This is a genomic window from Bacterioplanes sp. CLAM21 (assembly GCF_059641015.1).
In genome coordinates this window covers 3,257,696-3,283,138 of sequence record NZ_CM184929.1, presented here as the reverse complement: position 1 = coordinate 3,283,138, position 25,443 = coordinate 3,257,696, and the positions used below count along the sequence as shown (strand labels likewise).

The following is a 25,443-nucleotide window of genomic DNA, read 5'->3' as shown; positions in this document are numbered from 1 at the left end:
CATGAACGAACGTATACAGAAGCTACTGGCGGATGCTGGTGTGGCTTCCCGCCGGGAGGCGGAACGCTGGATAGCCGAAGGCCGGGTCACGGTCAATGGTGTGAAAGCACAGCTGGGCGATCGCGCCGGCAGAGAAGATGTGGTGCGGGTAGATGGTCGCACCATCAAGCTGGCTGATGCTGGCCGCACGCGGCGAGTGTTGGCGTATAACAAGCCGGTGGGTGAGGTGTGTACTCGCACTGACCCAGACGGTCGGCCAACGGTATTCGACCATTTGCCAGCCACGCGCGGTGAGCGTTGGATCAATGTTGGTCGTCTGGATATCAATACTTCAGGTTTGTTGCTGTTCACCACTGATGGTGAACTGGCCAATAAACTGATGCACCCTTCGACAGGCGTTGACCGTGAGTATGCCGTTAGGGTGCGCGGTGATGTCGACGAGGCCATGATCGCGCGGCTGAAGGAAGGGGTATTGCTGGACGATGGACTGGCACGTTTTACCGATGTGCGGTTCTTTGATGGCGAAGGGCAGAATAAGTGGTTTCACGTGGTGCTGATGGAAGGCAAAAATCGTGAAGTTAGGCGCTTATGGGAAAGCCAGGGTGTTGAGGTCAGCCGCCTGAAGCGGGTGCGTTATGGCTGTATCTTTATGCCTGCCAACGTGCCGGTGGGTACCTGGGTTGAGCTGCAGCAGCGCGAAGTGAATGATCTGGCTGATCTAGTGGGTCTGGAGCGCAAGGCTCGTCGCCGTTTGGTGGGCAAAGAGAAAGAGCGCTTCCAGCGCGTGGCAAAGCGTCAGAAAGTTCGTCAAACAGCCACCAAGCGCCGGCGCACAAACAAAAACTAATCGGCGCTGATGGTGTTTTGAGTGTGTGCTGTTTGTGCAGCACACACGACACGATTACGGCCACTGCTCTTGGCCTCGTAGAGGGCTTCGTCGGTACGGTGCAGCAAGCCGTCTTTATCATCATCTGAATGCAAGGTCGCACAGCCGATGCTGGCGGTTAGTCGAATCTCTCCCTGACTGCCTTGCACTCGGATGTCGGCAATACTGCTGCGAATGCGCTCAGCAATGCGTTTGGCGTCACTCTGCGCAGCGCCAGACAGCAAAATAATAAATTCCTCGCCGCCGTAGCGAAAACACATGTCGGTTCGACGCACGCAGTCAGCGATGCAGTTGACGGTTTGCTTGAGTACTTTGTCGCCACAGCTATGGCCATGTCTGTCGTTGATTTGCTTAAACCAATCAAGGTCCAGCATTAACAATGACACCGGCTGTTGATGGCGTTTGGCCAGCTCAATTTCTCGTTGTAAGGTACGGTCGAGGGCAGCACGATTGCCGGCGCCCGTTAGTGGGTCTTTGAAAGCCGCGGCAATGGCGGCGTGATAGCGCAGAGCGTTGCGTACCGGATAGACCAAGGTGGTAATCAGGCCTTCGATATTGGCCAGTTCATGTTCGCGAAAGCGGGTGCTGCGATGAAAGCTCAGCTCACCCATATAATCGCCTTGGGTTTGCAGTCGGTAACTGACGCTGTGCTGGCTTTGTTTGCCCTGTTTTAGCCGTAAGTCTTGGCTATCGTGTTGAAACTGCAGGCCGTCGACCAGTAGAGCATCTTGTATTTCGGTAAAAAAGATCTCCAGCAACTGCTCAATCTCCAGCGTGGTTTGCAGTTTACCGGTCAGGCGCAGTAGCAGCTCTGGATGTAGGTCTGGTCGCGGGGCCAGTTCGCCGAAACTGGTAACTATCTTGTCGTCGCGCAGTTCCGCTTGGCCGTTGCTGTGTAATGGACTCACCATGAGCCACCTCATACTGATCGGGGTCTGATCAGTGCTAAGCGATAACTGTGCCATGTTTTTCGCCGAAAGAAATGCCTTTTAAATCAATAGGATGTGATTTCATACGAGCCCTTGCGGCAAAAACTCGTCTTTTTTTGACGCGGCCTTGCATTGTGCTTGTGTCAAAATGGCGGCGAATAAAACTAAGGTTTTTCGGCAATAGAATGGCGCTGTCTGTCATAGTAAGGCGGCGTAGGAGGGAGCCTTCGTGGCGAGAGCTAGCCTTTGCCGCCGGCGGCAAAGAATACCCGCTGCGTACGCTAATGCCGGCGCAGCTGTGCAGCATGCGCCGGATTTTATGGCAGGGTTCAGCCCTTGCTGGGTGCCCGTTTGGGCTGTGCATCCAGACTCTGGCCGTGGGTGCCGATGGAGTCCGGTGACATGAGATGCAAATAAAGTGGCATTATTTCGTCGGCCGTCACGAGGGTGGACGGATCCTCTGCAGGAAATGCCGCAGCGCGCATGCTGGTGCGGGTGGCACCTGGGTTGATGCAGTTAACACGAATCTGGCTGGTGTTCTCCAGCTCTTGTGCCAATACCTGCATTAAGCCTTCGGTAGCAAATTTAGAAACGCTGTAGGCGCCCCAATAAGCGCGGCCTTCACGTCCGACTGAGCTGGTGGTAAGAATAATCGAAGCATCCGCTGGTGCTTGGCGCAGTAGCGGCAGTAAGTGTTTCAATAGTGCAAACTGACCACTGACATTGACCTGCATAACCCGTTGAAAGGTATTCCAGTCGTAGTTTTCTAAAGGTGCCCGCTGACCCAGCACGCCAGCGTTCATCAACACGCCATCGAGATGATTAAAATGCTGCTCGATCAAGTTGGCCAATTCACGAAAGGCCTCTTCGTCGGTAGTTTCTAAATCAAATGGCAACACCGCTGCTTGTGGCAGTCCCTGTTGCTCAATTAAATCATAGGTGTCATTGAGTGCGTCTTGGGTGCGTCCCAGCAGCAGAACCGTGGCACCCGCGCGAGCATACGTCAGGGCGGCTTCGCGGCCGATACCGTAGCCAGCACCGGTAACTAAGATGGTTCGTCCCTGTAAAGATTGAGTTGCAGTCATGGTGATTTCTTAGTGGTCGTTAAATAGCAAGCGGGAAAGGTCGAGGGCAGTATCCAGCACCGCATCGGCCCCCCATTGATCGGCTTCGGCGGGCTCGGCTAGATAGCCAAATCGACAGCCGAGGGTAAACATGCCGGCAGCTTGTCCTGCGTCTATATCGCGTTGGTGATCGCCGACGTACCAGCACTGGCTGGCACTCACCTCGAGCTGTGATGCAGCCAATAGCAGCGGCTCTGGGTCGGGCTTAGCGCGGCTAACATCATCCGGGCAGACTACGATAGGGCAGTCTAGGGGCAAGCGTTCAAGCAGCAGTTCGGTATAGCGTCTGGGTTTGTTGGTGACTATGCCCCAGTGAATGCCCGCTGCTTGTAGGTCATTCAATACCTGCTCAAAACCAGGGAACAGTGCACTGGCGCTGCCAATATGCTGCTCGTAACGTGTCAGTAGCTGCTGGCGGTAATGATCGAATTCAGGGTGGTCGAGTTCGATCTGCCAAGTGAGACGGGTCAGGGCGCTGCCGCCGTTACTGACCTGCTGTCGAATACTCGAGTTGGCGATGTGGGGCAAATCGCTTTCCTGGCGCAGATCGTTGACCACGGCAAAAAAATCTGGGGCGGTATCCACTAAGGTGCCGTCGAGGTCAAACAGCACCGCGCTGGGCATGGCTCGTTTCATGTATTCGGCCGCTGTGTCGCCATCAGATAGTTCACACTGACGTCACTGTCATCAAGCTTGTAGTGTTTGCTGATGGGGTTGTAGGTCATGCCGGTCATGTGCATCACATCCAATTGCGCCGCCCGACACCAGCCAGCCAGTTCGCTGGGTTTGATGAACTTGTCATAGTCGTGGGTGCCAGCGGGCAGCATTCGCAACACATATTCAGCGCCGATAATGGCAAACAAATAGGATTTTGGATTGCGGTTGATGGTGGAGAAAAACACCATGCCGCCCGGTTTGACCAGGGTAAAACAAGCACGCACCACAGATGCTGGATCGGGAACGTGCTCAAGCATTTCCAGGCAAGTGACAACATCGAAACTGGCCGGTTGTTGCTGGGCCAGGGTTTCGACGGCGATACGCTGATAATCGACGCTAACACCCGACTCTAAGGCGTGCAGTTTAGCGACATTTAAGGGCGCTTCGCCTAAATCAATGCCGGTCACAGTCGCGCCGCGTTGGGCCATGCTTTCCGATAAGATGCCGCCGCCACAGCCCACATCCAATACGGTTTTGCCGGCTAGGTTGGCGTGCTCATCGATGTAATTGGCGCGCAACGGGTTGATGTCGTGCAGCGGTTTAAATTCGCTTTCGGTATCCCACCAGCGGCTCGCCAAGGCCTCAAATTTGGCGATTTCGCCGGCATCGACGTTGGTGTTGCTGTTATTCATGCGGTTCTCCACAAATCACTGACCTGTTTGTGTGCTGGTTATTGACGTTGAATGCGCTGTTGCCAGCTGCTGGCGAGGGTACACAGCTGCTGCTCATCGGTGTAACTCAGCTGGCCATCACGGACTTTACTGCGGCCCTGTACCCAAACATGGCTGAGGTAGCGGCTGGCATCTGTGTACACCAGCTGCGAAATAGGATCAAACAGCGGCTGTTGTGGTAAGGCTGACAGCGATACGGCTTGAATATCGGCGCGCTTGCCGACGCTCAATGAGCCGGTGATCTGTTCGATCCCCAGCGCCTTAGCACTGCCCAAAGTTGCATTGTATACCGCTCGCCAAGCTGGCAAGGCCGCAGCGTCTTGGGCCACGGCTTTGGCCAGCATGGCAGCGGTTTTCATCTCGCCCTGCAGGTTCAAGTCGTTGTTACTGGCAGCGCCGTCAGTGCCTAGGCCTACGTTTATTCCAGCGTCTAGTAAACGCTGCACTGGACAAAAGCCGCTGGCCAGCTTGAGGTTCGACTCAGGGCAATGCACCACCGACGCACCACTGTGGCGTAACAGCTCTATATCACTGTCGTCGATTTGCGTCATATGCACACAGCTCACGCGCTCGGTTAAAAAGCCCAAATCCGCCAAGCGTTGGCTGGGTCTGCAGCCATGCAGTTCAAGACCTTGCTGAACTTCAACGGCGGTTTCATGCAAATGAATCTGCACAGGTAAATCCAGCTGATCGGCCACTGTGGTGATTTGCTGCAATGGTTCATTTGAGACTGTGTAGGGTGCGTGTGGACCCAAACCAAAGGTCAATAGCGGCTGATGGCGATACCTATCATGGGCCGCCAGGGCTTTGCGAATGTACTCATCGGCGTTTTGAGCAAAGTTGGTCGGAAAGTCGATGATGGGGGTAAATATCACCGCGCCTATACCCGCTTCCAGCGCGGCTTCGGCACTGGCTTCTGGATAAAAATACATATCGGCATAGGTGGTGGTGCCAGATAGCAGCATTTCTGCAATCGCCAAGCGGGTGCCATCGCGTACAAATTCATGATCGACCCAGCGCGCTTCGGCAGGCCAAATATGATCCTGTAACCAAGTCATTAATGGCTGATCGTCGGCCATGCCACGAAACAGGCTCATGGCCGCATGGCCGTGGGCATTAATAAATCCTGGCAGTAGCAGGTGTTCATCGAGTTGCTCAACCTGTGTCGCTTGCCACTGGCACTGTTGGCTGTCTTCGATGGCGACAATAATCCCATCTTTAATAACGATGGCTTGTTGCTGAGCCAGTTGGCCGTCCGCGCTTTCCATGCTGGCAAGCCAGCGTGCATGGATGATCAAATCTGCCTGCATGTGTCTTTTCGCTGTCATTGACTGAGCGCACAGTATACCCATCAGCCAGGGCTAACGCAGCGCCTTTGCTGTGATTTGCGTGGGCCGAGTTTGGTTTATATCGCTGCTTGTATGAGATCAAAACCCGGCTTAGGCCATTGCCTTAGTTGCAATCGAGGCCTGGTTTGCAATGCTGTCGTTAGTCGCCGTTGTGGCTAGGGCCAGCTCCGCAGTATTTGTCTGCTCTTTGTGGGTTCCTTGCTTCCCTAGGTATCTCATTGATTTGTGGTATGATTCCGGGCTTCATTTGCACAAGCCTTAGGCCCGCATATGCGCGCCCAAGGCATCAACATGGACCGTATCACCACCGCATCGACAGCCCGGTGATTCGCACAGACAGGCCGAAAACGTATGGGTGACATAGCCAAAGAAGTTCTGCCAATTAATATTGAGGACGAGCTGCAACAGTCGTACCTCGATTACGCCATGAGCGTAATCGTTGGGCGAGCTTTACCAGACGTTCGGGATGGTCTGAAACCGGTTCACCGCCGGGTTCTGCATGCCATGAACGTCCTCGGCAACGATTGGAATAAACCGTACAAGAAATCTGCCCGTGTGGTGGGTGATGTTATTGGTAAATACCACCCTCACGGCGACTCAGCGGTGTACGACACCATAGTGCGGATGGCGCAGGACTTTTCCATGCGTTATCGCATGGTCGATGGTCAGGGTAACTTTGGCTCGATCGACGGCGATTCTGCGGCGGCGATGCGTTATACCGAAGTGCGCATGGCAAAAATCAGCCATGAAATGTTGGCCGATATCGACAAAGAAACCGTCGATTGGGTGCCCAACTATGATGGCACTGAGCAAATTCCTGAAGTATTGCCGACCCGAGTACCGAACCTGCTGGTGAATGGCTCTTCTGGTATTGCCGTGGGTATGGCGACCAATATTCCGCCACATAACCTTAATGAGGTGATGTCGGGCTGTTTGGCGCTGATAGATAATCCGGAGCTGGATATTGACCAGCTGATGGAATATATCCCTGGCCCTGATTTTCCAACCGGTGCCTTTATTAATGGTCGCGACGGCATTGTTGAAGCCTATCGCACCGGCCGTGGCCGTATTTATATGCGTGCCCGTCACCAGTTTGAAGAAAACGAAAACAGCGGCAAAGTCAGCATCGTTTTCACTGAAATTCCATACATGGTGAATAAGGCACGGTTGATTGAAAAAATTGCCGAGCTGGTAAAAGACAAAAAACTGGAAGGCATTACCGAACTGCGTGATGAGTCGGATAAAGACGGCATGCGTGTGGTGGTAGAGCTGCGTCGCGGCGAAATGCCAGAAGTGGTGCTGAATAACCTTTTTGCCCAGACCCAGCTGCAAACGGTATTTGGTATCAACACTGTGGCCCTGGTCGACGGTCAGCCGAAAACGTTGAACCTGAAGCAGTTGCTGGAAGCCTTCGTTAAGCACCGCCGTGAGGTGGTCACTCGCCGTACCATTTATGAACTGCGCAAAGCGCGCGAGCGCGGCCATATTCTTGAAGGTCTGGCATTGGCGCTGGCCAATATCGATCCGGTGATTGAACTGATTAAACGCTCACCGACGGCGGCAGAAGCGAAAGAAGCGCTGATCAATACCCCATGGGCGCCAGGTGATGTGCTCGATATGCTGGAGCGTGCCGGCGAAGATGCATGCCGCCCCGATGATCTGCCGGAGCAATATGGCTTCCGCAATGGTCAGTATCATTTATCACCGGTTCAGGCCCAGGCCATTCTTGATCTGCGCTTGCAAAAACTGACCGGCCTCGAGCATGAAAAGCTGATCGAAGAGTATCAGGTGAAGCTGGCAGAGATTGCCGAGTACCTGGAAATTCTTGCCAGCTCTGAACGTTTGATGCAGGTCATTCGCGAGGAATTAGAAGCGGTACGTGCTGAGTACGGCGATGAGCGTCGCACCGAAATTATTGCGGTGAAACGTGATTTGACCATGGCCGACCTGATTCCAGAGGAAGATCTGGTATTGACTCTGTCGCACAGCGGTTACGCCAAAACTCAGCCATTGTCGGCTTACCAGGCCCAGCGTCGTGGTGGTAAAGGCCGCTCTGCTACCTCGGTGAAAGAAGAAGACTTTGTTGAGCACCTGTTAGTGGTGAACAGCCATGAAACCGTCTTGTGTTTCTCCGATGCCGGTAAGGTCTATTGGTTGACTGTGTACGACATTCCTCAAGCCAGTCGTGCGGCCAAAGGTCGGCCGATTGTGAACTTGCTGAATCTGTCTGAAGGCGAGCGCATCACTGCTATTTTGCCGGTACCTGAATACAGCGCCGATCGTTATGTGTTTATGGCCACGGCCAAAGGTACGGTGAAGAAAACCACCCTGGATCAATTCTCGCGTCGTCGTTCTAGCGGCCTGATTGCTTGTGAATTGGACGAAGGTGATCACTTGGTTGGTGTGGCCATTACCGATGGTAGCCAGGACGTGCTGATTCTCAGTGATGCTGGCAAAGCTGTGCGCTTTAAAGAATCTGATGTGCGCGCCATGGGCCGTACCGCTCGTGGTGTGCGCGGTATTCGTATGGGCGATGGTCACAGTGTGATCTCGCTGATCATTCCACAGCCGGGCGGTTCAGTACTGACAGCTTCCGAGCGTGGCTTTGGTAAACGCACCGATGTTGAAGAGTTCCCGACCAAAGGCCGTGGCACTCAAGGTGTGATCGCCATGTCGTGCAGTGAGCGCAATGGTGCCTTGGTCGGTGCCGTACAGGTGTTCAGTGGCGATGAAGTTATGCTGGTGAGCGATCAGGGCACGTTAGTGCGTACCAGCACCGACGGTGTGTCGCAATTGGGTCGTAATACCCAAGGCGTGACTCTGATTCGCATCGCCGATGGCGAGAAGCTGATCGGAGTTGAACGTATTTGTGAAGCCGATGACGGTGACGACGACATCGACCAGGAGTTGATCGACGGCGCTGAGGCTCAGGCTCAGGCTGAGCAGCCGATTGAACAGCCAGATGACTCTGACGGCGAATAATTAAGCGGAGCAGTCGCATTATGACGCGTGCATACAATTTTTGTGCTGGCCCTGCGGCGTTGCCGGGCGAAGTATTAGAGCAAGCTCGAGAGGAAATGGCCGACTGGCACGAAAAAGGCCTGTCGATCATGGAAATGAGCCATCGCAGCAAAGAATTTGTTGCCGTGGCCGAGCAAGCTGAGCAGGATCTGCGTGATTTAATGCAGATCCCGAAGCAATATAAAGTGCTCTTTATGCAAGGCGGTGCCAGTAGCCAGTTCAGTATGGTGCCGATGAACTTGCTGCGTGGTCGTGCCTGTGCTGATTACATAGTGACGGGGCAGTGGTCGAAAAAGGCCACCGCTGAAGCTAAGCGTTACTGTGACGTTAATGTCGCGGCCAGTTCTGACTTTGCCTCGGCGCCTGCTCAGGCTGAGCTACAACTCAGTGACAAGGCGGCTTATGTGCATTACTGCCCCAATGAAACCATTGGTGGCGTGCGCTTTGACTACATTCCAGCCACCGGCGACGTGCCCTTGGTGGCCGACTATTCGTCTGCCATCTTGTCGGAGACGCTGGATGTGAGCCGCTTTGGCATGATCTACGCCGGTGCGCAGAAAAACATTGGTCCGGCGGGTTTGTGTGTGGTGATAGTACGTGACGACCTGCTGGGCGAGGCGTTGGCTGATACGCCGGCCATGTTCGATTACCAAACCGCAGCCGATAATGGCTCTATGTACAACACGCCACCCACCTATAGCTGGTATCTGGCTGGGCTGGTGTTTCAGTGGTTAAAACGCCAGGGCGGTGTTGAAGCCATTGGCGAGATTAATCGGCGCAAAGCCGCCAAGTTGTATGCCTTTATTGATGGCAATGATTTTTATGCAAACCCAGTCGCCCTGGCCAATCGTTCCATTATGAATGTGCCGTTCACCTTGGCCGATGACAGCTTGGATGCGGCCTTTTTGCAGCAAAGCGAGCAAGCGGGTCTGTTGAATCTGGCTGGCCATCGCAGCGTCGGTGGTATGCGCGCCAGCATCTATAACGCGGTGCCCGAGGCGGCAGTGGATGCATTGATCGACTTTATGGGCGATTTTGCTCGCCGTCATGGGTAATTCAGTATGAGCGAAGCAGAAGAGTTAGGCGCACTGCGTGACCAGATTGATGCCATTGATCAGCAAATCCAGCAGCTGATCAATGAACGTGCGCGCTGTGCGCAGCAAGTGGCCGAAGTAAAGCAAAAGTACTGCTCCCCTGGCGACAGTGTGATGTTTTATCGTCCTGAACGTGAAGCGCAAGTGCTGCGTAAAATCATGGCACGCAATCAGGGGCCGCTGGGCGATGAGTCCATGGCCCGGTTGTTTCGTGAAGTGATGTCACAATGCTTGGCGTTGGAAGAGCCGCTAACCGTGGCTTATCTGGGGCCTGAAGGTACTTTTACGCAGCAAGCAGCGGTAAAGCACTTTGGTCACGCGGTCAGTTGTGTCGGCCAAATTTCTATCGCCGATGTATTTCGCGAAGTGGAAAGTGGCGCAGCTCATTTTGGTGTAGTGCCAGTGGAAAACTCGACCGAAGGTGTGGTGACCCATACCCTCGATAGTTTTGTGGCGTCCAACCTGCTGATTTGCGGTGAAGTCACATTGCGCATTCACCATCATTTGCTGACCTTAGACCCGCAAGCAACGATCACGCGTATCTACTCCCATGCTCAGTCGTTAGCGCAATGTCGTTTGTGGCTGGATCAGAATTACCCCAATGTTGAGCGCATTGCGGTGGCCTCTAATGCTGAAGCAGCACGCCGTGCCAGTCAGGAACAAGGTGCTGCTGCCATTGCCAGTGAGGCCGCCGCTGAGCTGTACGCCCTTAAGCCTGTGCATGCCAATATTGAAGATCAGCCGGATAACACCACGCGCTTTCTGATTGTTGGCCAGCAGGCGACTCAGTCCAGTGGTGACGATATCACCTCCATCCTGGTGGCCAGTCGCAACGAGCCCGGTGCGCTCTATCATGTGTTAGAGCCTTTCCATCGTGATGGCATCAGTCTGACTCGGATCGAGACCCGGCCGTCACGCAGTGGTACCTGGAGCTACGTATTCTTTATCGACTTTGAGGGCCATCGCGACGATGAGCGCATTGTTCCTCTTATGACTGAAATTCAGAGCAAGGCCATCGATTTTAAATGGCTGGGCTCCTATCCAAAGGCGGTATTGTGACGACTCTGACTGATCTGCTGACCCCAGGGGCGACCGCCCTGCATCCTTACCAGCCGGGCAAGCCCGTGTCTGAGTTGGCACGTGAAATGGGCTTAGAGCCGGCCTCTATCGTTAAATTGGCCAGCAATGAAAACCCCCTCGGCCCAAGTCCTATGGCGATGGCTGCTGTGCATCAGCTGGATGCATTGAGCCGCTATCCTGATGGCGCTGGTTTTGAGTTGCGCCAGACCTTAGCTGAGCATTTGCAAGTTGATGCCGCGCAAGTGACTTTGGGCAATGGCTCGAGTGATTTGCTCGATTTTGTCACCCGTATTTTTGTTCAGCCGGGCGACAATATTGTTGTCTCTGAGCACGCCTTTTCGCTGTATGGCTTAAACGCCACTGCGGTGTCTGCCGAGGTGCGTGAAGCACCAGCGAAAGACTTTGGCCATGACCTAGATGCCATGGCTGCCCTGGTGGATGAGCGTACACGCTTGGTATTTATCACCAATCCCAATAACCCCACCGGTACCTGGTTGACGGAGCAGCAAATACGCCGCTTTTTAGCCGCCTTGCCTGAGCATGTGATGGCTGTGTTGGATGAGGCGTACTTTGAGTATGTCGATGAAGCTGGTTATGCAAATGGCATTGATTTGCTGGCTGATTTTCCTCGCTTGTTGGTCACACGGACCTTCTCGAAAGCTTACGGTTTAGCGGCGCTGCGTGTCGGTTATGGCGTTAGCAGTGTCGAGTTGGCTGAGCTGTTAAACCGAGTGCGACCTCCTTTTAACGTCAATGCGGCAGCCCAAGCGGCGGCGGTGGCGGCGGTCAAAGATCAGGCTCATGTACAGCGCAGCATCACCGCCAATCGTCTTGGCATGAAACAACTGATAGGCGCGTTCGAGCAGCTTGGCTTGGATTATTTGCCGTCGGTTGGCAATTTCATTTGCGTGCAGCTAGATGATGCCAGTGACGTCAATAAAGCCTTGCTGCAGCGCGGCGTTATTGTACGGGCGTTAGCGGGTTACGGTATGCCAGAGTACTTGCGCATCTCGATTGGCACTGAGGCGGAAAACAAGCGCTTTATTGATGTGCTGACCCAAGTATTGCAGCAAGGTGTGGCGGCGTGACAATACAGTTAGGGCAGGTGGCTGTTATTGGTCTGGGGCTGATTGGCTGCTCTTGGGTTAAAGCGTTACGTCAGGCAGGCTGCGTCAGTACCGTAAGCGGATTTGATCGCAATCTGGATTCCATGCAGCAGGCGCGGAATCTGGGCATGATTGATCACTTTAGCGAGCAGCTGAGTGACGTGGTCGCGGACGCCGATTTTATTATCGTATCTGTGCCCATCAAGGCGGTTCGATCGGTACTCGAAGAAATCGCGCCAGTGCTTAAAAGCAGCGCTATTTTAACCGATGTCGGCTCTGTTAAAGGCTCCGTTGCTGAAGATGTAGCAGCCGTATTAGGAGCTGATTTTTCGCGTTTTGTGTTAGGGCATCCAATCGCTGGCTCCGAGCGCAGTGGTGTGGCCGCTGCCGATGCTGAGTTGTATCGCCGCCATAAAGTGATTATTACGCCACAGCCGCATACCGACCCTTATGCGTTGCAGCAGGTGGTTGCAGCCTGGCAGCTGGCGGGTGCCGATATTGAACAAATGGACGTTGAGCATCACGATGAAGTGCTGGCAGCGACCAGTCATTTGCCGCACTTATTGTCCTACACCCTGGTCGATACTCTGGCCAGTCGGCACGAAAATAAAGAAATCTTTCATTATGCGGCGGGTGGATTTCGTGATTTTACCCGCATCGCAGCCAGCAGTCCGGTGATGTGGCGCGACATTTTTTCCGCTAACCGTGAGCAAATACTGGCGGTGCTGAATATGTTTCAGCAGGACCTGTCGCAGTTGCAGCGCAGCATTGAAGCCGACGACGTGACTCAGGTGATGGGGGTATTGACCCGCGCCAAAGCCGCACGCGATCACTTTTCTAAAATACTGGCCCGCAGGGCCTATGTTGAGCCTATGAAAACAGCCACTATTTCTTATCTTGCTGGTCCCGGTCGGGCATTAAGCGGGCAGTTCCGTGTGCCTGGTGACAAATCCATTTCTCATCGCTCCATTATGCTGGGCTCACTGGCCAAGGGTGTCACTGAGGTCAGTGGCTTTCTGGAAGGTGAAGACAGTCTGGCGACCTTGCAGGCGTTTCGCGATATGGGTGTCGTCATTGAAGGTCCGCACCGTGGCCGAGTCACTATTCATGGCGTAGGTATGCATGGTTTGCAGCCACCTCCAGGGCCTTTGTATCTGGGCAACTCAGGAACCTCGATGCGTCTGCTGGCAGGTTTAATGGCAGGCCAACAATTTAGTGTCGAGATGACTGGCGATGAGTCATTGAGCAAACGTCCTATGGGGCGTGTGGCCGATCCTTTAGCCTTAATGGGGGCAACGGTGGATACTGCTGATGGCGGTCGGCCGCCCATGCGTATTCGGGCCGGTGGGGCATTGCGTGGGATTCACTATGATTTGCCAATGGCCAGTGCTCAGGTGAAAAGCTGTTTATTACTGGCAGGCCTGTATGCCGACGGCGACACCTCAGTAACCGAACCTGCGCCGACCCGCGATCATACTGAGCGCATGCTGAAAGGCTTTGGCTATGACGTGCAGGTAGACGGTGCGACTGCCACAGTCACCGGTGGCGGGGAACTGACGGCCTGTGATATCGACGTGCCGGCGGATATCTCCTCTGCGGCCTTCTTTATGGTGGCGGCAAGCATTATGCCTGGGTCTGATATTACCCTCGAGCATGTTGGCATTAACCCAACCCGTATCGGCGTAATCAATATCCTTAAAGCCATGGGCGGCAATATTGAGCTGCTGAACGAACGCGAAGTAGGTGGTGAGCCAGTGGCGGATATCCGCGTTCGCAGCGCCCAGTTAAAAGGTATTCATATTCCTGAAGATCAGGTGCCGCTGGCGATTGATGAGTTCCCAGCGCTGTTCGTGGCTGCGTCATGTGCCGAGGGTGAGACTATTTTGACTGGCGCAGAAGAGTTACGGGTCAAAGAAAGTGACCGTATTCAGGCCATGGTGGATGGTCTAGTAACTCTGGGTGTTGATGCTAAAGGCACAGACGACGGTGCTGTTATTCAGGGCATGGGCAGTGACGGGCAGTTTGGTGGTGGCGATATCGTGACCTACCACGACCATCGTATTGCCATGAGCTTTGCGGTGGCATCGCTGCGTACAGGTGGATCGATTCGAATCCTGGATTGTGCCAACGTAGCCACCTCTTTCCCCAATTTTGTTGAGCTGGCTAACCACTGCGGAATGAATATCGAAGTGGTCGAAGAAGGTGCTACCGCATGAGTGTCATCACTATCGATGGCCCCTCTGGTGCTGGTAAGGGCACGGTGTGCGCGCGCCTAGCGGCACAGCTGGGCTGGCATTTGCTCGATAGCGGCGCTTTGTACCGTATTACTGGATTGGCAGCACAGCGCAAAGGCATCGCCATGGATGATGAGCCGCAATTGGCAATGGTCGCTGCTACCCTTGAAGTAACCTTTGAGCCGTGCAGTGATGGTGTGGCCGTGGTGTTGGAAGGTGAAGACGTCACCACCACCATTCGTACCGAAGAGGTGGGCAGTTTGGCATCACAAGTGGCCGCATTACCCGCGGTTCGTGAGGCGTTATTGCAACGTCAGCGTGACTTTGCCAAGGCGCCAGGTTTGATTGCCGATGGCCGTGATATGGGCACTGTGGTGTTTCCGCAAGCTGACATTAAAGTCTTTTTAACTGCCAGTGCCGAAGAACGAGCGCAACGGCGTTTTCGCCAATTGACTGAGAAGGGAATAAATGCTAGTTTGCCCGCCCTTATCGAAGACATCCGAGCTCGCGATGAGCGTGACAGCAGTCGTGCTGTAGCGCCATTGAAACCTGCCCAAGATGCCATCGTCATCGACAGTACCTCTCTTAGCATTGACGAGGTCTGCGATCAGGTAATGGCGTTGGTGCACCAGGCCCGACTGATCTGAGGTAAATGGCTGTGCTAGTCAGCACCGTGAGTACAGTCAGTTTAATTATTAACTAACTCCAAATGACTGACCATTTGGACAGCGCGCAGGGCACTGACCTGTGCACGCAATGAGACAGGAATTATCCATGAGCGAAAGCTTTGCTGAACTATTTGAAGAATCCTTAAAAGAACTGGACATGCAGCCAGGTTCTATCGTTACTGGTACCGTTGTTGACATCGACAGCGACTGGGTAACGGTGAACTCAGGCCTGAAATCGGAAGCAGTGATTCCGCGCAGCCAGTTCCTGAACGAAAATGGTGAACTGGAAGTAGCCATTGGCGATGAAACTCAGGTATCTCTGGAAGCTGTTGAAGATGGCTTCGGTGAAACCAAACTGTCTCGTGAAAAAGCCAAGCGCGCAGAAAGCTGGAAAGAGCTGGAAAAAGCCTTCGAAGCTGATGAAATGGTTACCGGTATCATCAACGGTAAAGTTAAAGGCGGCTTCACGGTTGATCTGAAAAACATCCGTGCCTTCCTGCCAGGTTCTCTGGTTGACGTACGTCCAGTGCGCGACACTGCACACCTGGAAGGTAAAGAGCTGGAATTCAAAGTTATCAAGCTGGACGCTAAGCGTAACAACGTTGTTGTTTCTCGTCGTGCAGTTCTGGAAGCAGCTAACTCACAAGAGCGTGAAGAGTTGCTGGCTAGCTTGCAAGAAGGTCAGTCTATCAAGGGTATCGTTAAGAACCTGACTGACTACGGTGCCTTCGTTGATCTGGGCGGCGTTGATGGCCTGCTGCACATCACCGACATGGCGTGGAAGCGTATCAAGCACCCAAGCGAAATCGTTGCTGTTGGTGACGAAATCGACGTTAAAGTGCTGAAGTTCGACCGTGAGCGCAACCGCGTATCTCTGGGTCTGAAGCAACTGGGTGATGATCCATGGGTCAACATCACTGAGCGTTACCCAGAAAACGCACGTGTTAAAGCTCGTGTCACTAACCTGACTGACTACGGCTGCTTCGCTGAGCTGGAAGAAGGTGTTGAAGGTCTGGTTCACGTGTCTGAAATGGACTGGACCAACAAGAACATTCACCCAAGCAAAGTCGTTCAAGTAGGCGACGAAGTGGAAGTGATGATCCTGGACATCGACGAAGAGCGTCGTCGTATTTCTCTGGGTATCAAGCAGTGCACCACTAACCCTTGGGAAGACTTCGGTACCAAGTTCAACAAAGGCGACAAGATCAGCGGTAAGATCAAGTCGATCACTGACTTCGGTATCTTTATCGGTCTGGACGGTGGCATCGACGGTCTGGTTCACCTGTCTGACATCAGCTGGAACGACAACGGTGAAGAAGCGGTTCGCAACTTCAAGAAAGGCGATGAGCTGGAAACCGTTATCCTGTCTATCGACCCAGAGCGTGAGCGTATCTCACTGGGCGTGAAGCAGCTGGAAAGCGATCCGTTCTCTGAGTACGTAGCAGAAAACGACAAGGGCGCTCTGGTAACTGGTAAAGTGATCGCAGTTGACGCGAAAGCAGCTACCATTGAACTGATCGCCGGTGTTGAAGCCACTCTGCGTGCTTCTGACATCAGCCGTGACAAGGTTGAAGACGCTCGCAACGTGCTGAACGAAGGCGAAGAAGTCGAAGCTCTGATCACTGCTGTTGATCGTAAGAACCGCACTATCAGCCTGTCTGTGAAAGCGAAAGACAGCGCTGAAGACCGTGCCGCTCTGAAAGAGCAGCGCGCTAAAGCAGAGCAAGAAGTGACTGGTCCTACCACCATTGGTGACCTGATCAAAGAACAGCTGAATCAGCAATAAGTTCTTGATGCTCTGAAAAACCCGCTTCGGCGGGTTTTTTTGTGCCTGTCGTTTGCTCTTGGCGTTACAGTCAGGTCGACCAATCGACGTTTTTGCGTTAGAAAATGGTGTGAAAACCGCATGAAATCGGCCCTGGAGGCGATTTGTTGATTTTTTAGACACTGTTTACTTGCAAAACTCAAAAGCTAACTGCATGATTTAGTTGGATTTATTCTTAAACTATGGCCACTTGGAGGGATATCCAGTGACTAAATCGGAATTAATCGAACGAATTGTGTCCAGACAGCCGCAGCTGTCCAGCAAAGATGTTGAGCTGGCAGTGAAGGCCATGTTGGACCATATGTCGCAGACTTTGTCCTCCGGCGACCGCATTGAAATCCGTGGTTTTGGCAGCTTTTCGCTGCACTATCGAGCGCCGCGTATTGGTCGAAATCCGAAGACGGGTGAAACGGTGGAGTTGAAGGGCAAGTTTGTACCGCACTTCAAACCGGGCAAAGAGTTGCGAGATCAGGTCAATCACACCATGGAAATGGAAGCCTGAAGAGAGAGTTATGAAACAACTGAAAGTGCTCATCAGCCTAGTGCTGTTTGTACTCGTGCTGGCATATGCCGTGGCCTTTTCGGCCAATAACAGTGCGCCGGTGACGGTTGATCTGCTAACCGGAACTCAGTTGCAGGGGCCTTTGTCTCTGTGGTTAGGCGCCATGTTGTTCGCGGGTGGCATTGCTGGTTACATGCTGTCGTCACTGGGGAAAGCACGTCGCTTGTTTGAATTGCGCCGTTTGCGACGGGAACTGAAACTTCAGCAAGAGCGAGCCAGCAAGCCTGGACTATGATGGACTCCGCATTGGTGTACCTGTTGCTGCTGGCAGGCGTTGCCATCGGCTGGGGCTTCGGCTTTCGTTTTGCTCGCCAGAGCAGGGCTGCTGAGCCCGATTGGATTCCAAATGTAGAACTGTTGTTGGCAGAGGCCAATGACGTCGCGTTAGAGCGCTTTCTCAGCGTTCCTCATATTGATGATGATGCGCTCGATTTGCTGTTAAAGCTGGGTCGCAGCTTGCGTGAAAAAGGCGAAGCCGATCGCGCTATTCATTTGCACCAATCTTTATTTGCCCGCACTGATTTACCTAAGCACTCCATGCAGGCGTTGGAGCTTGAGCTAGCGGTAGATTACGCCCACGCTGGCCTATTGGATCGAGCTGAGCGATTGTTTGTCGAGTTATTGGATAGCAAGGGGCGAATACAAGAGAAAGCCGCTTTTGCTCTGGTTGAGCTGTATGAAGAAGAGGGTGACTGGCCGCAGATTTTGCAGCTGTATCAACGCAAACAACTGCCCAATGATGAAGGTTTGGCACGCCGGGTGGCCCATGCCGCGTGTGAAATGGCGGAGCGAGCACGTCATCAGGGCGACTTCTTAGAGCTTTCTAAGCTGTGCAAGCAAGCGCTTAAAGTGGACCCCAGTTGTGCTCGGGCGTTTGTGGTGCAAGGTGACCTTGCCCACAGTCAGGGCGAGTTGCGTGAGGCCATTCGTTGTTATCTGCGCGCCGTTGAGGTTGATGGTCAGGCTATTATTCATATCCTTGAGCCTATGATCGATAGCTTTAAACAGTTAGGCGATGTCGATGGGCTTAGTCGCTATCTAGGGCAACACTGGCGTGCGAGTCAGTATGTGCCAGCCCTCATTGCTCAATTGGAATGCGATGCTGAGCAAGGCGATGCCAGCGAATCGATCAGCCACTTGCTGCGAGAACTCACTACCCAGCCGTCGAATCAGGGCTTTTTTGCGTTAGTGGAGCTGGTGATGCGCCATCGTCAGCAGTTGGACAAATCGCAGCTGATGGTGGTCTATGGTATCCTGCGCCGCATTGTAGAGAGCGAACCTAGGTTCGTATGTAATCACTGCGGCTTCAAAGCGACAGAAGCCTATTGGCGCTGCCCTAGCTGCAAAAGCTGGTCGACGCTGGGGGCTTTTGTACCGCAGCCGCCTGTTGCTAGGTTAAAACTATGACAGCACCTTCCTGCGATTCCCCAGTCGTAGTCGCCCTTGATTTCTCCACCGCCGATCAGGCTTTGTCCCTTGCTAAACAGCTGAATCCTCAGTACTGCCGCGTTAAGGTCGGCAAAGAGCTGTTTACCAGTGCTGGCCCCTCGGTGGTTGAAGCGCTGCAAACATTGGGCTTTGACGTATTTTTGGATTTGAAGTTTCACGATATACCCAACACGTGTGCCAAGGCCGTCGCAGCAGCGGCCGATTTAGGTGTGTGGATGGTGAATGTGCATGCATCGGGTGGTCTTCGCATGATGACGGCAGCACGTGAGGCGTTGGAAAAAAAATCACATCAGCCGCTACTGATTGGCGTCACTGTGCTGACGTCCATGGAGCAATCTGATTTAGCCGATATTGGCTTGGACATTGAGCCGTTAACCCAGGTTGAGCGTCTGGCGCGCTTAACACAAACCGCGGGCCTGGATGGCGTGGTGTGCTCGGCACAAGAAGTGGGCTTGATTGGTGACGCTTGTGGTGCTGATTTCTTAACGGTAACCCCCGGCATTCGCCCGGCTGGTAGTGAGCAAGGTGATCAGCGTCGGGTACTGACGCCGCGGCAGGCGATACAGCAAGGCGTCAGCTATATGGTCATCGGACGTCCTATTACTCAGGCCCAAGACCCAGCAACCGCCTGTGCGGATATCGTCAGCTCATTAGTGTAAGACTGTTTCAGCACCTGCTTAGTAACAGCAGGTGCTTTGTTAATAGCAGCAGGTGCTGATCGCATCGGCCTACACTAGCTGATCGATGACATTGGCCAGGCTGTCGACACTGCGCTCAATATTGTGCAGTTTATCTAAGCCAAATAAACCAATGCGGAACGAACGATAATCGTCTCCTTCATCGCACATCAAAGGCACGCCGGCCGCGGCTTGCATGCCAAGTGCTGCAAACTTGCTGCCGTTTTGCATGGCAGGGTCGTCGGTGTAACTCACCACCACGCCCGGTGCTTTAAAGCCCTCGGCAGCAACGCTGCTAAAACCTTTGCTTTCCAGCATGTCACGTACCGCTTTACCCAGTGCCAGTTGCTCTTCGCGCACTTTATCAAAGCCGTATTGTTTGGTTTCCAGCATGGTGTCGCGGAACTTCAGTAAGGCGTCCGTGGGCATAGTGGCATGGTAAGCATGGCCGCCATTTTCATACGCTTGCATGATCATATGCCACTGTTTGAGGTTGCAGGCAAAGCTGCTGCTTTGGCGCTCTTCCATCACCGCCAGAGCATCTTCGCTCAGCATCACCAATGCAGAGCAAGGAGAGGCGCTCCAGCCTTTTTGCGGCGCACTGATCAGTACATCCACGCCGATGGCTTTCATATCGATCCACAGCGTGCCTGAAGCCACGCAGTCGAGCACAAATAGACCACCAACCTTGTGCACGGCGTCGGCTACGGCTTTGAGGTAATCGTCCGGCAGGATAATGCCAGACGCGGTTTCTACATGAGGAGCAAATACCAGCTGTGGCCGCTGGCTTTCAATGGCTGCCACGACCTCCTCAATCGGAGCGGGTGCGAAGGCAGCATTGGGCTGGTCATCGATACGTCGTGCTTTCATTACCTCGCAAGACGCCGGAATGTCGCCCATTTCAAAGATCTGGCTCCAGCGATAGCTAAACCAGCCGTTGCGTATCACCATGCAGTCTTGCTGATGGGCAAATTGCCTGGCCACCGCTTCCATGCCATAGGTACCACCGCCAGGTACGACCACCACAGCATCAGCCTGGTACACCTCTTTTAAGGTGGCAGAGATATCGCGCATAACTTGCTGAAATTGCTGCGACATATGGTTTAACGAGCGGTCAGTAAAGACCACGGAATATTCCAGTAAGCCGTTGGGGTCGAGGTCGGGTAGCAGGCCAGCCATGGGCACTCCTATTCAATGATGAAATTAAGTTAATAAACAAACCATCATTAGATAAGAAAAGTTTGGTACGGTAAAGCGTAGCGGAGTTGGCAGTAGTGAGGGGGCGTCAGCTAGAGAGCCTCAAAATGGTCCTGAATCGCTCTATCGGAGCTCAGAACAAAGCGTGACAGCCTTTTTATGCTGTCTGATGCACGTATTCTGTGGGAATAGCCCTGTGACTCAGGTTCGGTGTGGGCGATATTTGCCGCCGCAGACTAAAGCGGCAAATCATGATGGTGATTAGCTGGCTTGGAATGATTCAAAACTCGAACTGGCGAATTTGCTGTCGGATATCTGTAACAACCAAATCCAGCTGATCAGCCGAGTTTTGCACCGCTGTCGTGGCATCGATAATGTTGTCAGACAGGTCCTTAACCAGCGTCATGTTGCGATCAATCTCACTGGTCACGCTGCTTTGTTGCTCTGCCGCGGTGGCAATTTGTGTGCTCATTTCTTCAACCTGATCAACCAGAGTTGATATTTCAGACATCTGCTCGGCTGTCTTAGTGACTTTTTGCAAGCTTTGGTCTGTGCCTTGTTGCGAGCGTTCGATCGCTCCATGAACCGATGTCACCTGGCTTTGTAGTGCTTGTATTTTTTCTCGTATCTCTTCCGTGCTGTCCCCAGTGCGTGCCGCCAATGAACGTACTTCATCGGCAACCACTGCAAATCCACGCCCCTGCTCACCAGCCCTGGCTGCCTCGATGGCGGCATTCAGGGCCAACAAATTGGTTTGCTCGGCAATGTTTTGAATAACATCCAATACGGCGCCGATACTGGCACTTTCTTTTTGTAGCAGCGTCATTTCGTCGGTTGCCTTGACCATGTCTTGATGTAAAGACTGGATCGTTTGGCGGGTGTCTTGTGACAGCGTCATACTGTCGCTGACGTAGTCGCGAGTTTTGCGCATGGCGTCGGCGGTTTGCTCGGCATGACCGGCTACCTCTGAAATTGAAGCAGTTACCTCAGTCGTCGCTGTGGCAGCCGAACCAATTTCTTCGTTCTGTTTGTTCACTTGGATACGGTTATCTTTGGTCACATTTCTTAGTAGCTCGGATTGCTCATTGAGCAGATTTGAAGCTCGTTCAACCTGTGAGAAAAACTGCCGCAATTGATCAAACAGTTCAGTTAATGCTATGCCTAGCTGGCCAAACTCATTATTGCTACGGGTATCAAACTGAGGATTTAGTGAACGCTGCTGTGCTGTCGTACGAATCAAGTGAATAAAGCGCTCAATCGGGGCCACCACTTTACGCCCTAACAGCCAGCCGGCAATCAGTAACAGAAAAAGTATGCTAACGGCGCTTACGCTTGCAATGGTTAATAATCGGTCGTTCATAGCGGCAATGGTGGCATAGGCTTCGGCTTCATCCTGCTCGCTAATGATCGCCCAACGTACCCCTTGAAAGTCTAAATAACTGTACGCAGCAAGGGCTTGAGTATTGCGATAGCTGCTGACACTAGCAATACCACTATTACCCTGTAAGGCCTGCTGGATTGCGGAATTATTGAGAGGGTGAAAGCCAATGGCTGTTTGCTTAGCTTCGATCGTGTCACGAATTTTGCGATCCACCTCGGCAGCTTGTAACTGCTGCATGTAGTCGTCTGGCTTTTGCAGCAGTAAACGAGGCTGGGATCTAAATAGACCATCAGAGCCGATCAAATAGCTTTCACCCGTGTTGCCAAAGCCAATGTTGCTCCAGTCTGCTTGGCTGGTCATGATGTCGTTAACGCCATCGACGGGCATCTGAAAGGCAAGCACAGCAATGGTGCTGCCATCTTTTATTACCGGCGTTGCAATAAATGATGCCGCTGCGTGATAAGACGGTAAATAAGGCTTAAAGTCGGAAAACGCGACCTCACCTTGCCCCATATTTTTTGCTTGTCTGAATACATCGGCCAAACCGCTGCTTTTATAGGGGCCGGTTGACAGCGACGTGGCAAAATCTAGTTCCTTAAAGACTGAATATACGATATGCCCTTGGTTCGGTTCGATAACAAAAATATCGTAATAACCAAAGCGTTGCTGAAACTCTCGTAAATACGGATGTACTTGTTTGTGCAGCTGGTCATAAGCGTTATCGCTGTTTGCCGTGAGCAAACCGTCTTTTTGCCCTAAAGGATGTGAGTTGTTGCTTATGTATGCACTTTGCAGTTGTTTCGACGTTGGGCTGAGCTGGCCCAGTAAGGTGTTGGTTGATACGCTCTCGCCAGCATTAAGTGATCGGTATTGGTCGGAGAAGGTAGCATTATAGAAACGGTTTAGTGACCCGGTATCAGAGTATTGGTAGCTAAAGAAAAACTCTGCCAATGGCTGTGCATTATTGAGCAATAATGGATTTTTGGCTTGGGTGATAATCTGATGCTCTATGGTCAGTAGATATTGTTCTATACGTTGGCGAGTTTGCTCTCGTTGGCTGGTCAGTGTTTGCTGCACCAACTTGTGTGCATTGTCAGTAGCAATATCAACCGCCGATATCAGTTGAATACTACTTATGATGACGACAGTAAAAATCGCCGTTGCGGCGATGGCTGCCGTGATCTGGGTTCTGATTTTCATGTAGTGACTCGAAATCCGCCTACGAAAATATTAGTACAAATAGCGTTATTCGCCAGTTTGGGTCGTTACTGGCAGCAAGCAGGACAGCAGCTGGCCATCAGAGTACAATCGGCGGCGTGAATAGACTGAGAGCCCTAAAGATGGAAAAAACCGAACGCGATTTTTATGCCCGTGAAGCCGAAGACCAGCAAGCCTTCTTAAGTCAAACTTGGTGTAACCAGTGCATGCAAGCCGACTTGGGCATGAAAGAACCGCATGAGTACGAAGTCGATGGTGTGGTGTATATCGAAGGCAAGTGCGTTAAATGCGGCGAAGCTGTGGTGACGGAAATCGCCGATGATGATACCGATGGTGATTGGGACGACGAAGCAGAATAACGGGTTGTCCTATATCAAGTGGGCAGCAGTGAGCTGCCCACTTTGCCTTACGAGCGTATATCAACGCTTTTAGCCTTAGGCAAAACCTACTTTTTACTGATCGCGGTGAATGTATTTCAGTATTTCCACCACCTGTGCTGGGGTTTCGCATACTGCATGGGCAGCGGCGTCCACTTCTTTGAGGGGGGGGGTCAGCGATGCGTCGTGTTGAATGATCAAGGACTTGCCCAATGCCGCGGCGTAACCGGCATCAAAGGCCGCGTTCCATTGCTTGTATTGCTCACCAAATCGAACCACCACAATGTCGGCATCAGCGATTAGCTTGCGAGTGCGCAGGGCATTGATCTTGGCGGCCTTATGGTCTTTCCAAAAGTTGGATGCCTCTGCACTGAGAATCACCTCGCCACAATCATCGCTGGCGCCATGATTAGTATTAGGGCCAGTGATAATAACGTTCAATCCCGCTTCTTTGACACCGGCGGCAATTTCGTCGCGCCAGTTCGAGTGGATCTCACCAGATAAATACACAGTTAGCTGCATGGTATATCTCTTATTCGTTGCTGATCGGAGGAATGTTTGCTTCGGCTTTGGCCCAACGGGTAAATAGCATGCTGCTCAAAAACAGTGCCAGTGACGCAATCACCATGACAGGGTTCGCGCCTAAGCCAACAATGATGGCAAACGCCAATATCGCCACATACGACAACCAGGCGCTGGCTTTATGGGAGCGCAGCCACAGGCCAGGAATAAACAACAGCAGGGGTGAAATCTTGATCAGCCACCAGAGTACGCCGATGGCATAGTCTGCCGGTTGATTGCTCATGGCGGGTGGGTGGCTTAACGTGCTGTACAGTGGATACAGCAGCATGATGGCAAAAGAAACAATCATGGCCCGATAAGCCCAGCGGCTGTGCTCGCTCATGACTGCTCTCCCAGCCTTAATGCTAAGCCCGCGATGCGTTTGCCCAGAGCCTGACACAGGCGGATTTCTGCCTCGGTCAGTGGCCGTTCACCATCAGCGCCAGACCAGTGGCTAGCGCCATAGGGTGTGCCTCCGGCGTCGGTCGTGAGTAACTCCGCTTCGCTGTATGGCAGGCCGGCGAACACCATGCCGTGATGCAGCAGCGGCATGGCCATGGTGAGCAAGGTGCTCTCCTGGCCGCCATGTAAGGACGAGGTGGAGGTAAACACAGCAGCGGGTTTATCGATCAATGCGCCGGTTAGCCATAAGCTACTGGTGCTATCGAGAAAGTACTTCAGTGGCGCTGCCATATTGCCAAAGCGTGTTGGGCTGCCCATCACCAAACCATGACAATGTTTGAGATCGTCCAAGCTGCAGTAAACGGCACCGCTGTCGGGCACCGGCGCTTCACTGGCTTCGCAGTTGCTGGACACCTCTGGTACTGAGCGTATGCGCGCTTCAAAGCCACTGGCTTGTTCAATGCCGCGAGCAATGTGCTGGGCCATGGTCGCTGTTTTGCCGTGCCGGCTATAGTAGAGCACCAGCACATAAGGGCTGCTCATTCAGAGGATCTCCAACACATCTTCAGGAGGACGGCCGATACGTGCCGCGTTGCCCTTGATCACAATCGGTCGCTCAATCAGCTTGGGATATTGCACCATAGCGGCAATGATGGCGTCGTCGCTGAGGCTGTCATCGTCCAGGCCAGCTTGTTCATATTCGGCTTCTTTGCTGCGCAGTAGCTGTCTGGGGGTGATGCCCAGTTTTTTGATGACGCTAGCCAGTTCGCTGGCCGATGGCGGGGTTTTCAGATATTCCACCACCTCAGGTTCGATGCCTTGTTGTTGCAGTAACGTCAGAGTCTGACGAGACTTGCTGCAACGAGGATTGTGATACATCTGGATTTCGCTCATGCTTCTTCCTGCTGTTGGCAA

General features: G+C 53.0%; 25 protein-coding genes. 13 read left to right on the top strand and 12 right to left on the bottom strand.

Features of this window, described 5'->3' with window-relative positions:
- Position 1: 1 nt before the first annotated feature.
- Positions 2–847: a 23S rRNA pseudouridine(2605) synthase RluB gene (gene rluB / locus AC55FS_RS14975; RefSeq protein WP_496933067.1), complete on the top strand. Its 846-nt coding sequence runs from the start codon at positions 2–4 to the stop codon at positions 845–847.
- Here the strand turns inward: rluB and AC55FS_RS14970 are convergent.
- The 6 genes from AC55FS_RS14970 to AC55FS_RS14945 all read right to left on the bottom strand — a co-directional run bounded on the left by AC55FS_RS14970 (position 844) and on the right by AC55FS_RS14945 (position 5,637).
- The gene (locus AC55FS_RS14970; protein ID WP_496933066.1) at positions 844–1,797 is read right to left on the bottom strand and encodes a GGDEF domain-containing protein; all 954 of its coding nucleotides are present in this window, start codon (positions 1,795–1,797) and stop codon (positions 844–846) included. The genes rluB and AC55FS_RS14970 overlap by 4 nt on opposite strands.
- Before the next feature lie 34 nt (positions 1,798–1,831).
- Positions 1,832–2,017 carry a hypothetical protein gene (locus tag AC55FS_RS14965; RefSeq protein WP_496933065.1) on the bottom strand — a complete coding sequence of 62 codons (186 nt, stop codon included), beginning with the start codon at positions 2,015–2,017 and terminating at the stop codon, positions 1,832–1,834.
- A 127-nt stretch (positions 2,018–2,144) separates the two neighbouring features.
- A complete protein-coding gene (locus AC55FS_RS14960; protein ID WP_496933063.1) occupies positions 2,145–2,900 on the bottom strand; it encodes a YciK family oxidoreductase in 756 nt (251 codons plus the stop codon).
- Between the two features lie 9 nt (positions 2,901–2,909).
- Positions 2,910–3,575, bottom strand: coding sequence for an HAD family hydrolase (locus AC55FS_RS14955; RefSeq protein WP_496933062.1), 666 nt, complete (start codon positions 3,573–3,575; stop codon positions 2,910–2,912).
- A complete protein-coding gene (ubiG, locus tag AC55FS_RS14950) occupies positions 3,572–4,288 on the bottom strand; it encodes a bifunctional 2-polyprenyl-6-hydroxyphenol methylase/3-demethylubiquinol 3-O-methyltransferase UbiG (RefSeq protein ID WP_496933061.1) in 717 nt (238 codons plus the stop codon). Before ubiG ends, AC55FS_RS14955 begins: the two co-directional genes overlap by 4 nt.
- 38 nt (positions 4,289–4,326) lie before the next feature.
- Positions 4,327–5,637: a TRZ/ATZ family hydrolase gene (locus tag AC55FS_RS14945; RefSeq protein ID WP_496933060.1), complete on the bottom strand. Its 1,311-nt coding sequence runs from the start codon at positions 5,635–5,637 to the stop codon at positions 4,327–4,329.
- A gap of 390 nt (positions 5,638–6,027) precedes the next feature.
- On the opposite strand from AC55FS_RS14945, the gene gyrA reads away from it, so the two are divergent.
- The 11 genes from gyrA (at position 6,028) to pyrF (ending at position 19,374) form a co-directional block, all read left to right on the top strand.
- The gene (gene gyrA, locus AC55FS_RS14940; protein WP_496933059.1) at positions 6,028–8,658 is read left to right on the top strand and encodes a DNA gyrase subunit A; all 2,631 of its coding nucleotides are present in this window, start codon (positions 6,028–6,030) and stop codon (positions 8,656–8,658) included.
- 20 nt (positions 8,659–8,678) lie between these two features.
- Positions 8,679–9,752, top strand: coding sequence for a 3-phosphoserine/phosphohydroxythreonine transaminase (gene serC, locus AC55FS_RS14935; RefSeq protein ID WP_496933058.1), 1,074 nt, complete (start codon positions 8,679–8,681; stop codon positions 9,750–9,752).
- A gap of 6 nt (positions 9,753–9,758) precedes the next feature.
- The gene (gene pheA / locus AC55FS_RS14930; RefSeq protein WP_496933057.1) at positions 9,759–10,850 is read left to right on the top strand and encodes a prephenate dehydratase; all 1,092 of its coding nucleotides are present in this window, start codon (positions 9,759–9,761) and stop codon (positions 10,848–10,850) included.
- The gene (hisC, locus tag AC55FS_RS14925) at positions 10,847–11,959 is read left to right on the top strand and encodes a histidinol-phosphate transaminase (RefSeq protein WP_496933056.1); all 1,113 of its coding nucleotides are present in this window, start codon (positions 10,847–10,849) and stop codon (positions 11,957–11,959) included. The genes pheA and hisC overlap by 4 nt, the downstream gene beginning before the upstream one ends.
- Positions 11,956–14,193 (top strand): bifunctional prephenate dehydrogenase/3-phosphoshikimate 1-carboxyvinyltransferase, encoded by a 2,238-nt coding sequence (locus AC55FS_RS14920; protein WP_496933055.1) that lies wholly within the window; start codon positions 11,956–11,958, stop codon positions 14,191–14,193. The genes hisC and AC55FS_RS14920 overlap by 4 nt, the downstream gene beginning before the upstream one ends.
- Entirely contained in the window at positions 14,190–14,858 is a 669-nt protein-coding gene (gene cmk, locus AC55FS_RS14915; protein ID WP_496933054.1) for a (d)CMP kinase, read from the top strand. Before AC55FS_RS14920 ends, cmk begins: the two co-directional genes overlap by 4 nt.
- Before the next feature lie 127 nt (positions 14,859–14,985).
- Positions 14,986–16,665, top strand: a complete 1,680-nt coding sequence (gene rpsA, locus AC55FS_RS14910; protein WP_496933053.1) for a 30S ribosomal protein S1 — start codon at positions 14,986–14,988, stop codon at positions 16,663–16,665.
- Positions 16,666–16,909: 244 nt separating this feature from the next.
- Positions 16,910–17,206 carry an integration host factor subunit beta gene (gene ihfB / locus AC55FS_RS14905; protein WP_496933052.1) on the top strand — a complete coding sequence of 99 codons (297 nt, stop codon included), beginning with the start codon at positions 16,910–16,912 and terminating at the stop codon, positions 17,204–17,206.
- 10 nt (positions 17,207–17,216) lie between these two features.
- Positions 17,217–17,501 carry a lipopolysaccharide assembly protein LapA domain-containing protein gene (locus AC55FS_RS14900; RefSeq protein ID WP_496933051.1) on the top strand — a complete coding sequence of 95 codons (285 nt, stop codon included), beginning with the start codon at positions 17,217–17,219 and terminating at the stop codon, positions 17,499–17,501.
- The gene (locus AC55FS_RS14895; protein WP_496933050.1) at positions 17,498–18,673 is read left to right on the top strand and encodes a hypothetical protein; all 1,176 of its coding nucleotides are present in this window, start codon (positions 17,498–17,500) and stop codon (positions 18,671–18,673) included. Before AC55FS_RS14900 ends, AC55FS_RS14895 begins: the two co-directional genes overlap by 4 nt.
- Positions 18,670–19,374 carry an orotidine-5'-phosphate decarboxylase gene (pyrF, locus tag AC55FS_RS14890; protein WP_496933049.1) on the top strand — a complete coding sequence of 235 codons (705 nt, stop codon included), beginning with the start codon at positions 18,670–18,672 and terminating at the stop codon, positions 19,372–19,374. Before AC55FS_RS14895 ends, pyrF begins: the two co-directional genes overlap by 4 nt.
- A gap of 69 nt (positions 19,375–19,443) precedes the next feature.
- On the opposite strand, the gene AC55FS_RS14885 is transcribed toward pyrF, so the two are convergent.
- Complete coding sequence (locus tag AC55FS_RS14885) at positions 19,444–20,571, bottom strand: aminotransferase class V-fold PLP-dependent enzyme (protein ID WP_496933048.1); 1,128 nt, start codon at positions 20,569–20,571, stop codon at positions 19,444–19,446.
- A gap of 298 nt (positions 20,572–20,869) precedes the next feature.
- Positions 20,870–23,170 carry a methyl-accepting chemotaxis protein gene (locus AC55FS_RS14880; RefSeq protein WP_496933047.1) on the bottom strand — a complete coding sequence of 767 codons (2,301 nt, stop codon included), beginning with the start codon at positions 23,168–23,170 and terminating at the stop codon, positions 20,870–20,872.
- 140 nt (positions 23,171–23,310) lie between these two features.
- Between AC55FS_RS14880 and AC55FS_RS14875 the strand changes: the two genes are divergently transcribed.
- The gene (locus tag AC55FS_RS14875) at positions 23,311–23,547 is read left to right on the top strand and encodes a hypothetical protein (RefSeq protein ID WP_496933046.1); all 237 of its coding nucleotides are present in this window, start codon (positions 23,311–23,313) and stop codon (positions 23,545–23,547) included.
- Positions 23,548–23,640: 93 nt separating this feature from the next.
- On the opposite strand, the gene AC55FS_RS14870 is transcribed toward AC55FS_RS14875, so the two are convergent.
- From AC55FS_RS14870 to arsC, 4 genes are read right to left on the bottom strand one after another with little or no spacing between them, the layout of a single operon-like run.
- Complete coding sequence (locus AC55FS_RS14870; protein WP_496933045.1) at positions 23,641–24,087, bottom strand: YtoQ family protein; 447 nt, start codon at positions 24,085–24,087, stop codon at positions 23,641–23,643.
- Positions 24,088–24,097: 10 nt separating this feature from the next.
- Positions 24,098–24,469, bottom strand: a complete 372-nt coding sequence (locus AC55FS_RS14865) for a DUF2069 domain-containing protein (RefSeq protein WP_496933044.1) — start codon at positions 24,467–24,469, stop codon at positions 24,098–24,100.
- A complete protein-coding gene (gene wrbA, locus AC55FS_RS14860; RefSeq protein ID WP_496933043.1) occupies positions 24,466–25,071 on the bottom strand; it encodes an NAD(P)H:quinone oxidoreductase in 606 nt (201 codons plus the stop codon). Before wrbA ends, AC55FS_RS14865 begins: the two co-directional genes overlap by 4 nt.
- On the bottom strand, positions 25,072–25,422 hold the full coding sequence (gene arsC / locus AC55FS_RS14855) for an arsenate reductase (glutaredoxin) (RefSeq protein ID WP_496933042.1): 351 nt from the start codon (positions 25,420–25,422) through the stop codon (positions 25,072–25,074).
- Between the last annotated feature and the right edge of the window lie 21 nt (positions 25,423–25,443).

What these genes read in the sequence shown, in the direction of transcription:
- rluB (WP_496933067.1), top strand. Translation starts at nt 2, where the DNA reads ATGAACGAACGTATACAGAAGCTACTGGCGGATGCTGGTGTGGCTTCC.
- AC55FS_RS14970 (WP_496933066.1), bottom strand. Translation starts at nt 1,797, where the DNA reads ATGGTGAGTCCATTACACAGCAACGGCCAAGCGGAACTGCGCGACGAC.
- AC55FS_RS14965 (WP_496933065.1), bottom strand. Translation starts at nt 2,017, where the DNA reads ATGACAGACAGCGCCATTCTATTGCCGAAAAACCTTAGTTTTATTCGC.
- AC55FS_RS14960 (WP_496933063.1), bottom strand. Translation starts at nt 2,900, where the DNA reads ATGACTGCAACTCAATCTTTACAGGGACGAACCATCTTAGTTACCGGT.
- AC55FS_RS14955 (WP_496933062.1), bottom strand. Translation starts at nt 3,575, where the DNA reads ATGAAACGAGCCATGCCCAGCGCGGTGCTGTTTGACCTCGACGGCACC.
- ubiG (WP_496933061.1), bottom strand. Translation starts at nt 4,288, where the DNA reads ATGAATAACAGCAACACCAACGTCGATGCCGGCGAAATCGCCAAATTT.
- AC55FS_RS14945 (WP_496933060.1), bottom strand. Translation starts at nt 5,637, where the DNA reads ATGCAGGCAGATTTGATCATCCATGCACGCTGGCTTGCCAGCATGGAA.
- gyrA (WP_496933059.1), top strand. Translation starts at nt 6,028, where the DNA reads ATGGGTGACATAGCCAAAGAAGTTCTGCCAATTAATATTGAGGACGAG.
- serC (WP_496933058.1), top strand. Translation starts at nt 8,679, where the DNA reads ATGACGCGTGCATACAATTTTTGTGCTGGCCCTGCGGCGTTGCCGGGC.
- pheA (WP_496933057.1), top strand. Translation starts at nt 9,759, where the DNA reads ATGAGCGAAGCAGAAGAGTTAGGCGCACTGCGTGACCAGATTGATGCC.
- cmk (WP_496933054.1), top strand. Translation starts at nt 14,190, where the DNA reads ATGAGTGTCATCACTATCGATGGCCCCTCTGGTGCTGGTAAGGGCACG.
- rpsA (WP_496933053.1), top strand. Translation starts at nt 14,986, where the DNA reads ATGAGCGAAAGCTTTGCTGAACTATTTGAAGAATCCTTAAAAGAACTG.
- AC55FS_RS14900 (WP_496933051.1), top strand. Translation starts at nt 17,217, where the DNA reads ATGAAACAACTGAAAGTGCTCATCAGCCTAGTGCTGTTTGTACTCGTG.
- AC55FS_RS14895 (WP_496933050.1), top strand. Translation starts at nt 17,498, where the DNA reads ATGATGGACTCCGCATTGGTGTACCTGTTGCTGCTGGCAGGCGTTGCC.
- pyrF (WP_496933049.1), top strand. Translation starts at nt 18,670, where the DNA reads ATGACAGCACCTTCCTGCGATTCCCCAGTCGTAGTCGCCCTTGATTTC.
- AC55FS_RS14885 (WP_496933048.1), bottom strand. Translation starts at nt 20,571, where the DNA reads ATGGCTGGCCTGCTACCCGACCTCGACCCCAACGGCTTACTGGAATAT.
- AC55FS_RS14880 (WP_496933047.1), bottom strand. Translation starts at nt 23,170, where the DNA reads ATGAAAATCAGAACCCAGATCACGGCAGCCATCGCCGCAACGGCGATT.
- AC55FS_RS14875 (WP_496933046.1), top strand. Translation starts at nt 23,311, where the DNA reads ATGGAAAAAACCGAACGCGATTTTTATGCCCGTGAAGCCGAAGACCAG.
- AC55FS_RS14870 (WP_496933045.1), bottom strand. Translation starts at nt 24,087, where the DNA reads ATGCAGCTAACTGTGTATTTATCTGGTGAGATCCACTCGAACTGGCGC.
- AC55FS_RS14865 (WP_496933044.1), bottom strand. Translation starts at nt 24,469, where the DNA reads ATGAGCGAGCACAGCCGCTGGGCTTATCGGGCCATGATTGTTTCTTTT.
- wrbA (WP_496933043.1), bottom strand. Translation starts at nt 25,071, where the DNA reads ATGAGCAGCCCTTATGTGCTGGTGCTCTACTATAGCCGGCACGGCAAA.
- arsC (WP_496933042.1), bottom strand. Translation starts at nt 25,422, where the DNA reads ATGAGCGAAATCCAGATGTATCACAATCCTCGTTGCAGCAAGTCTCGT.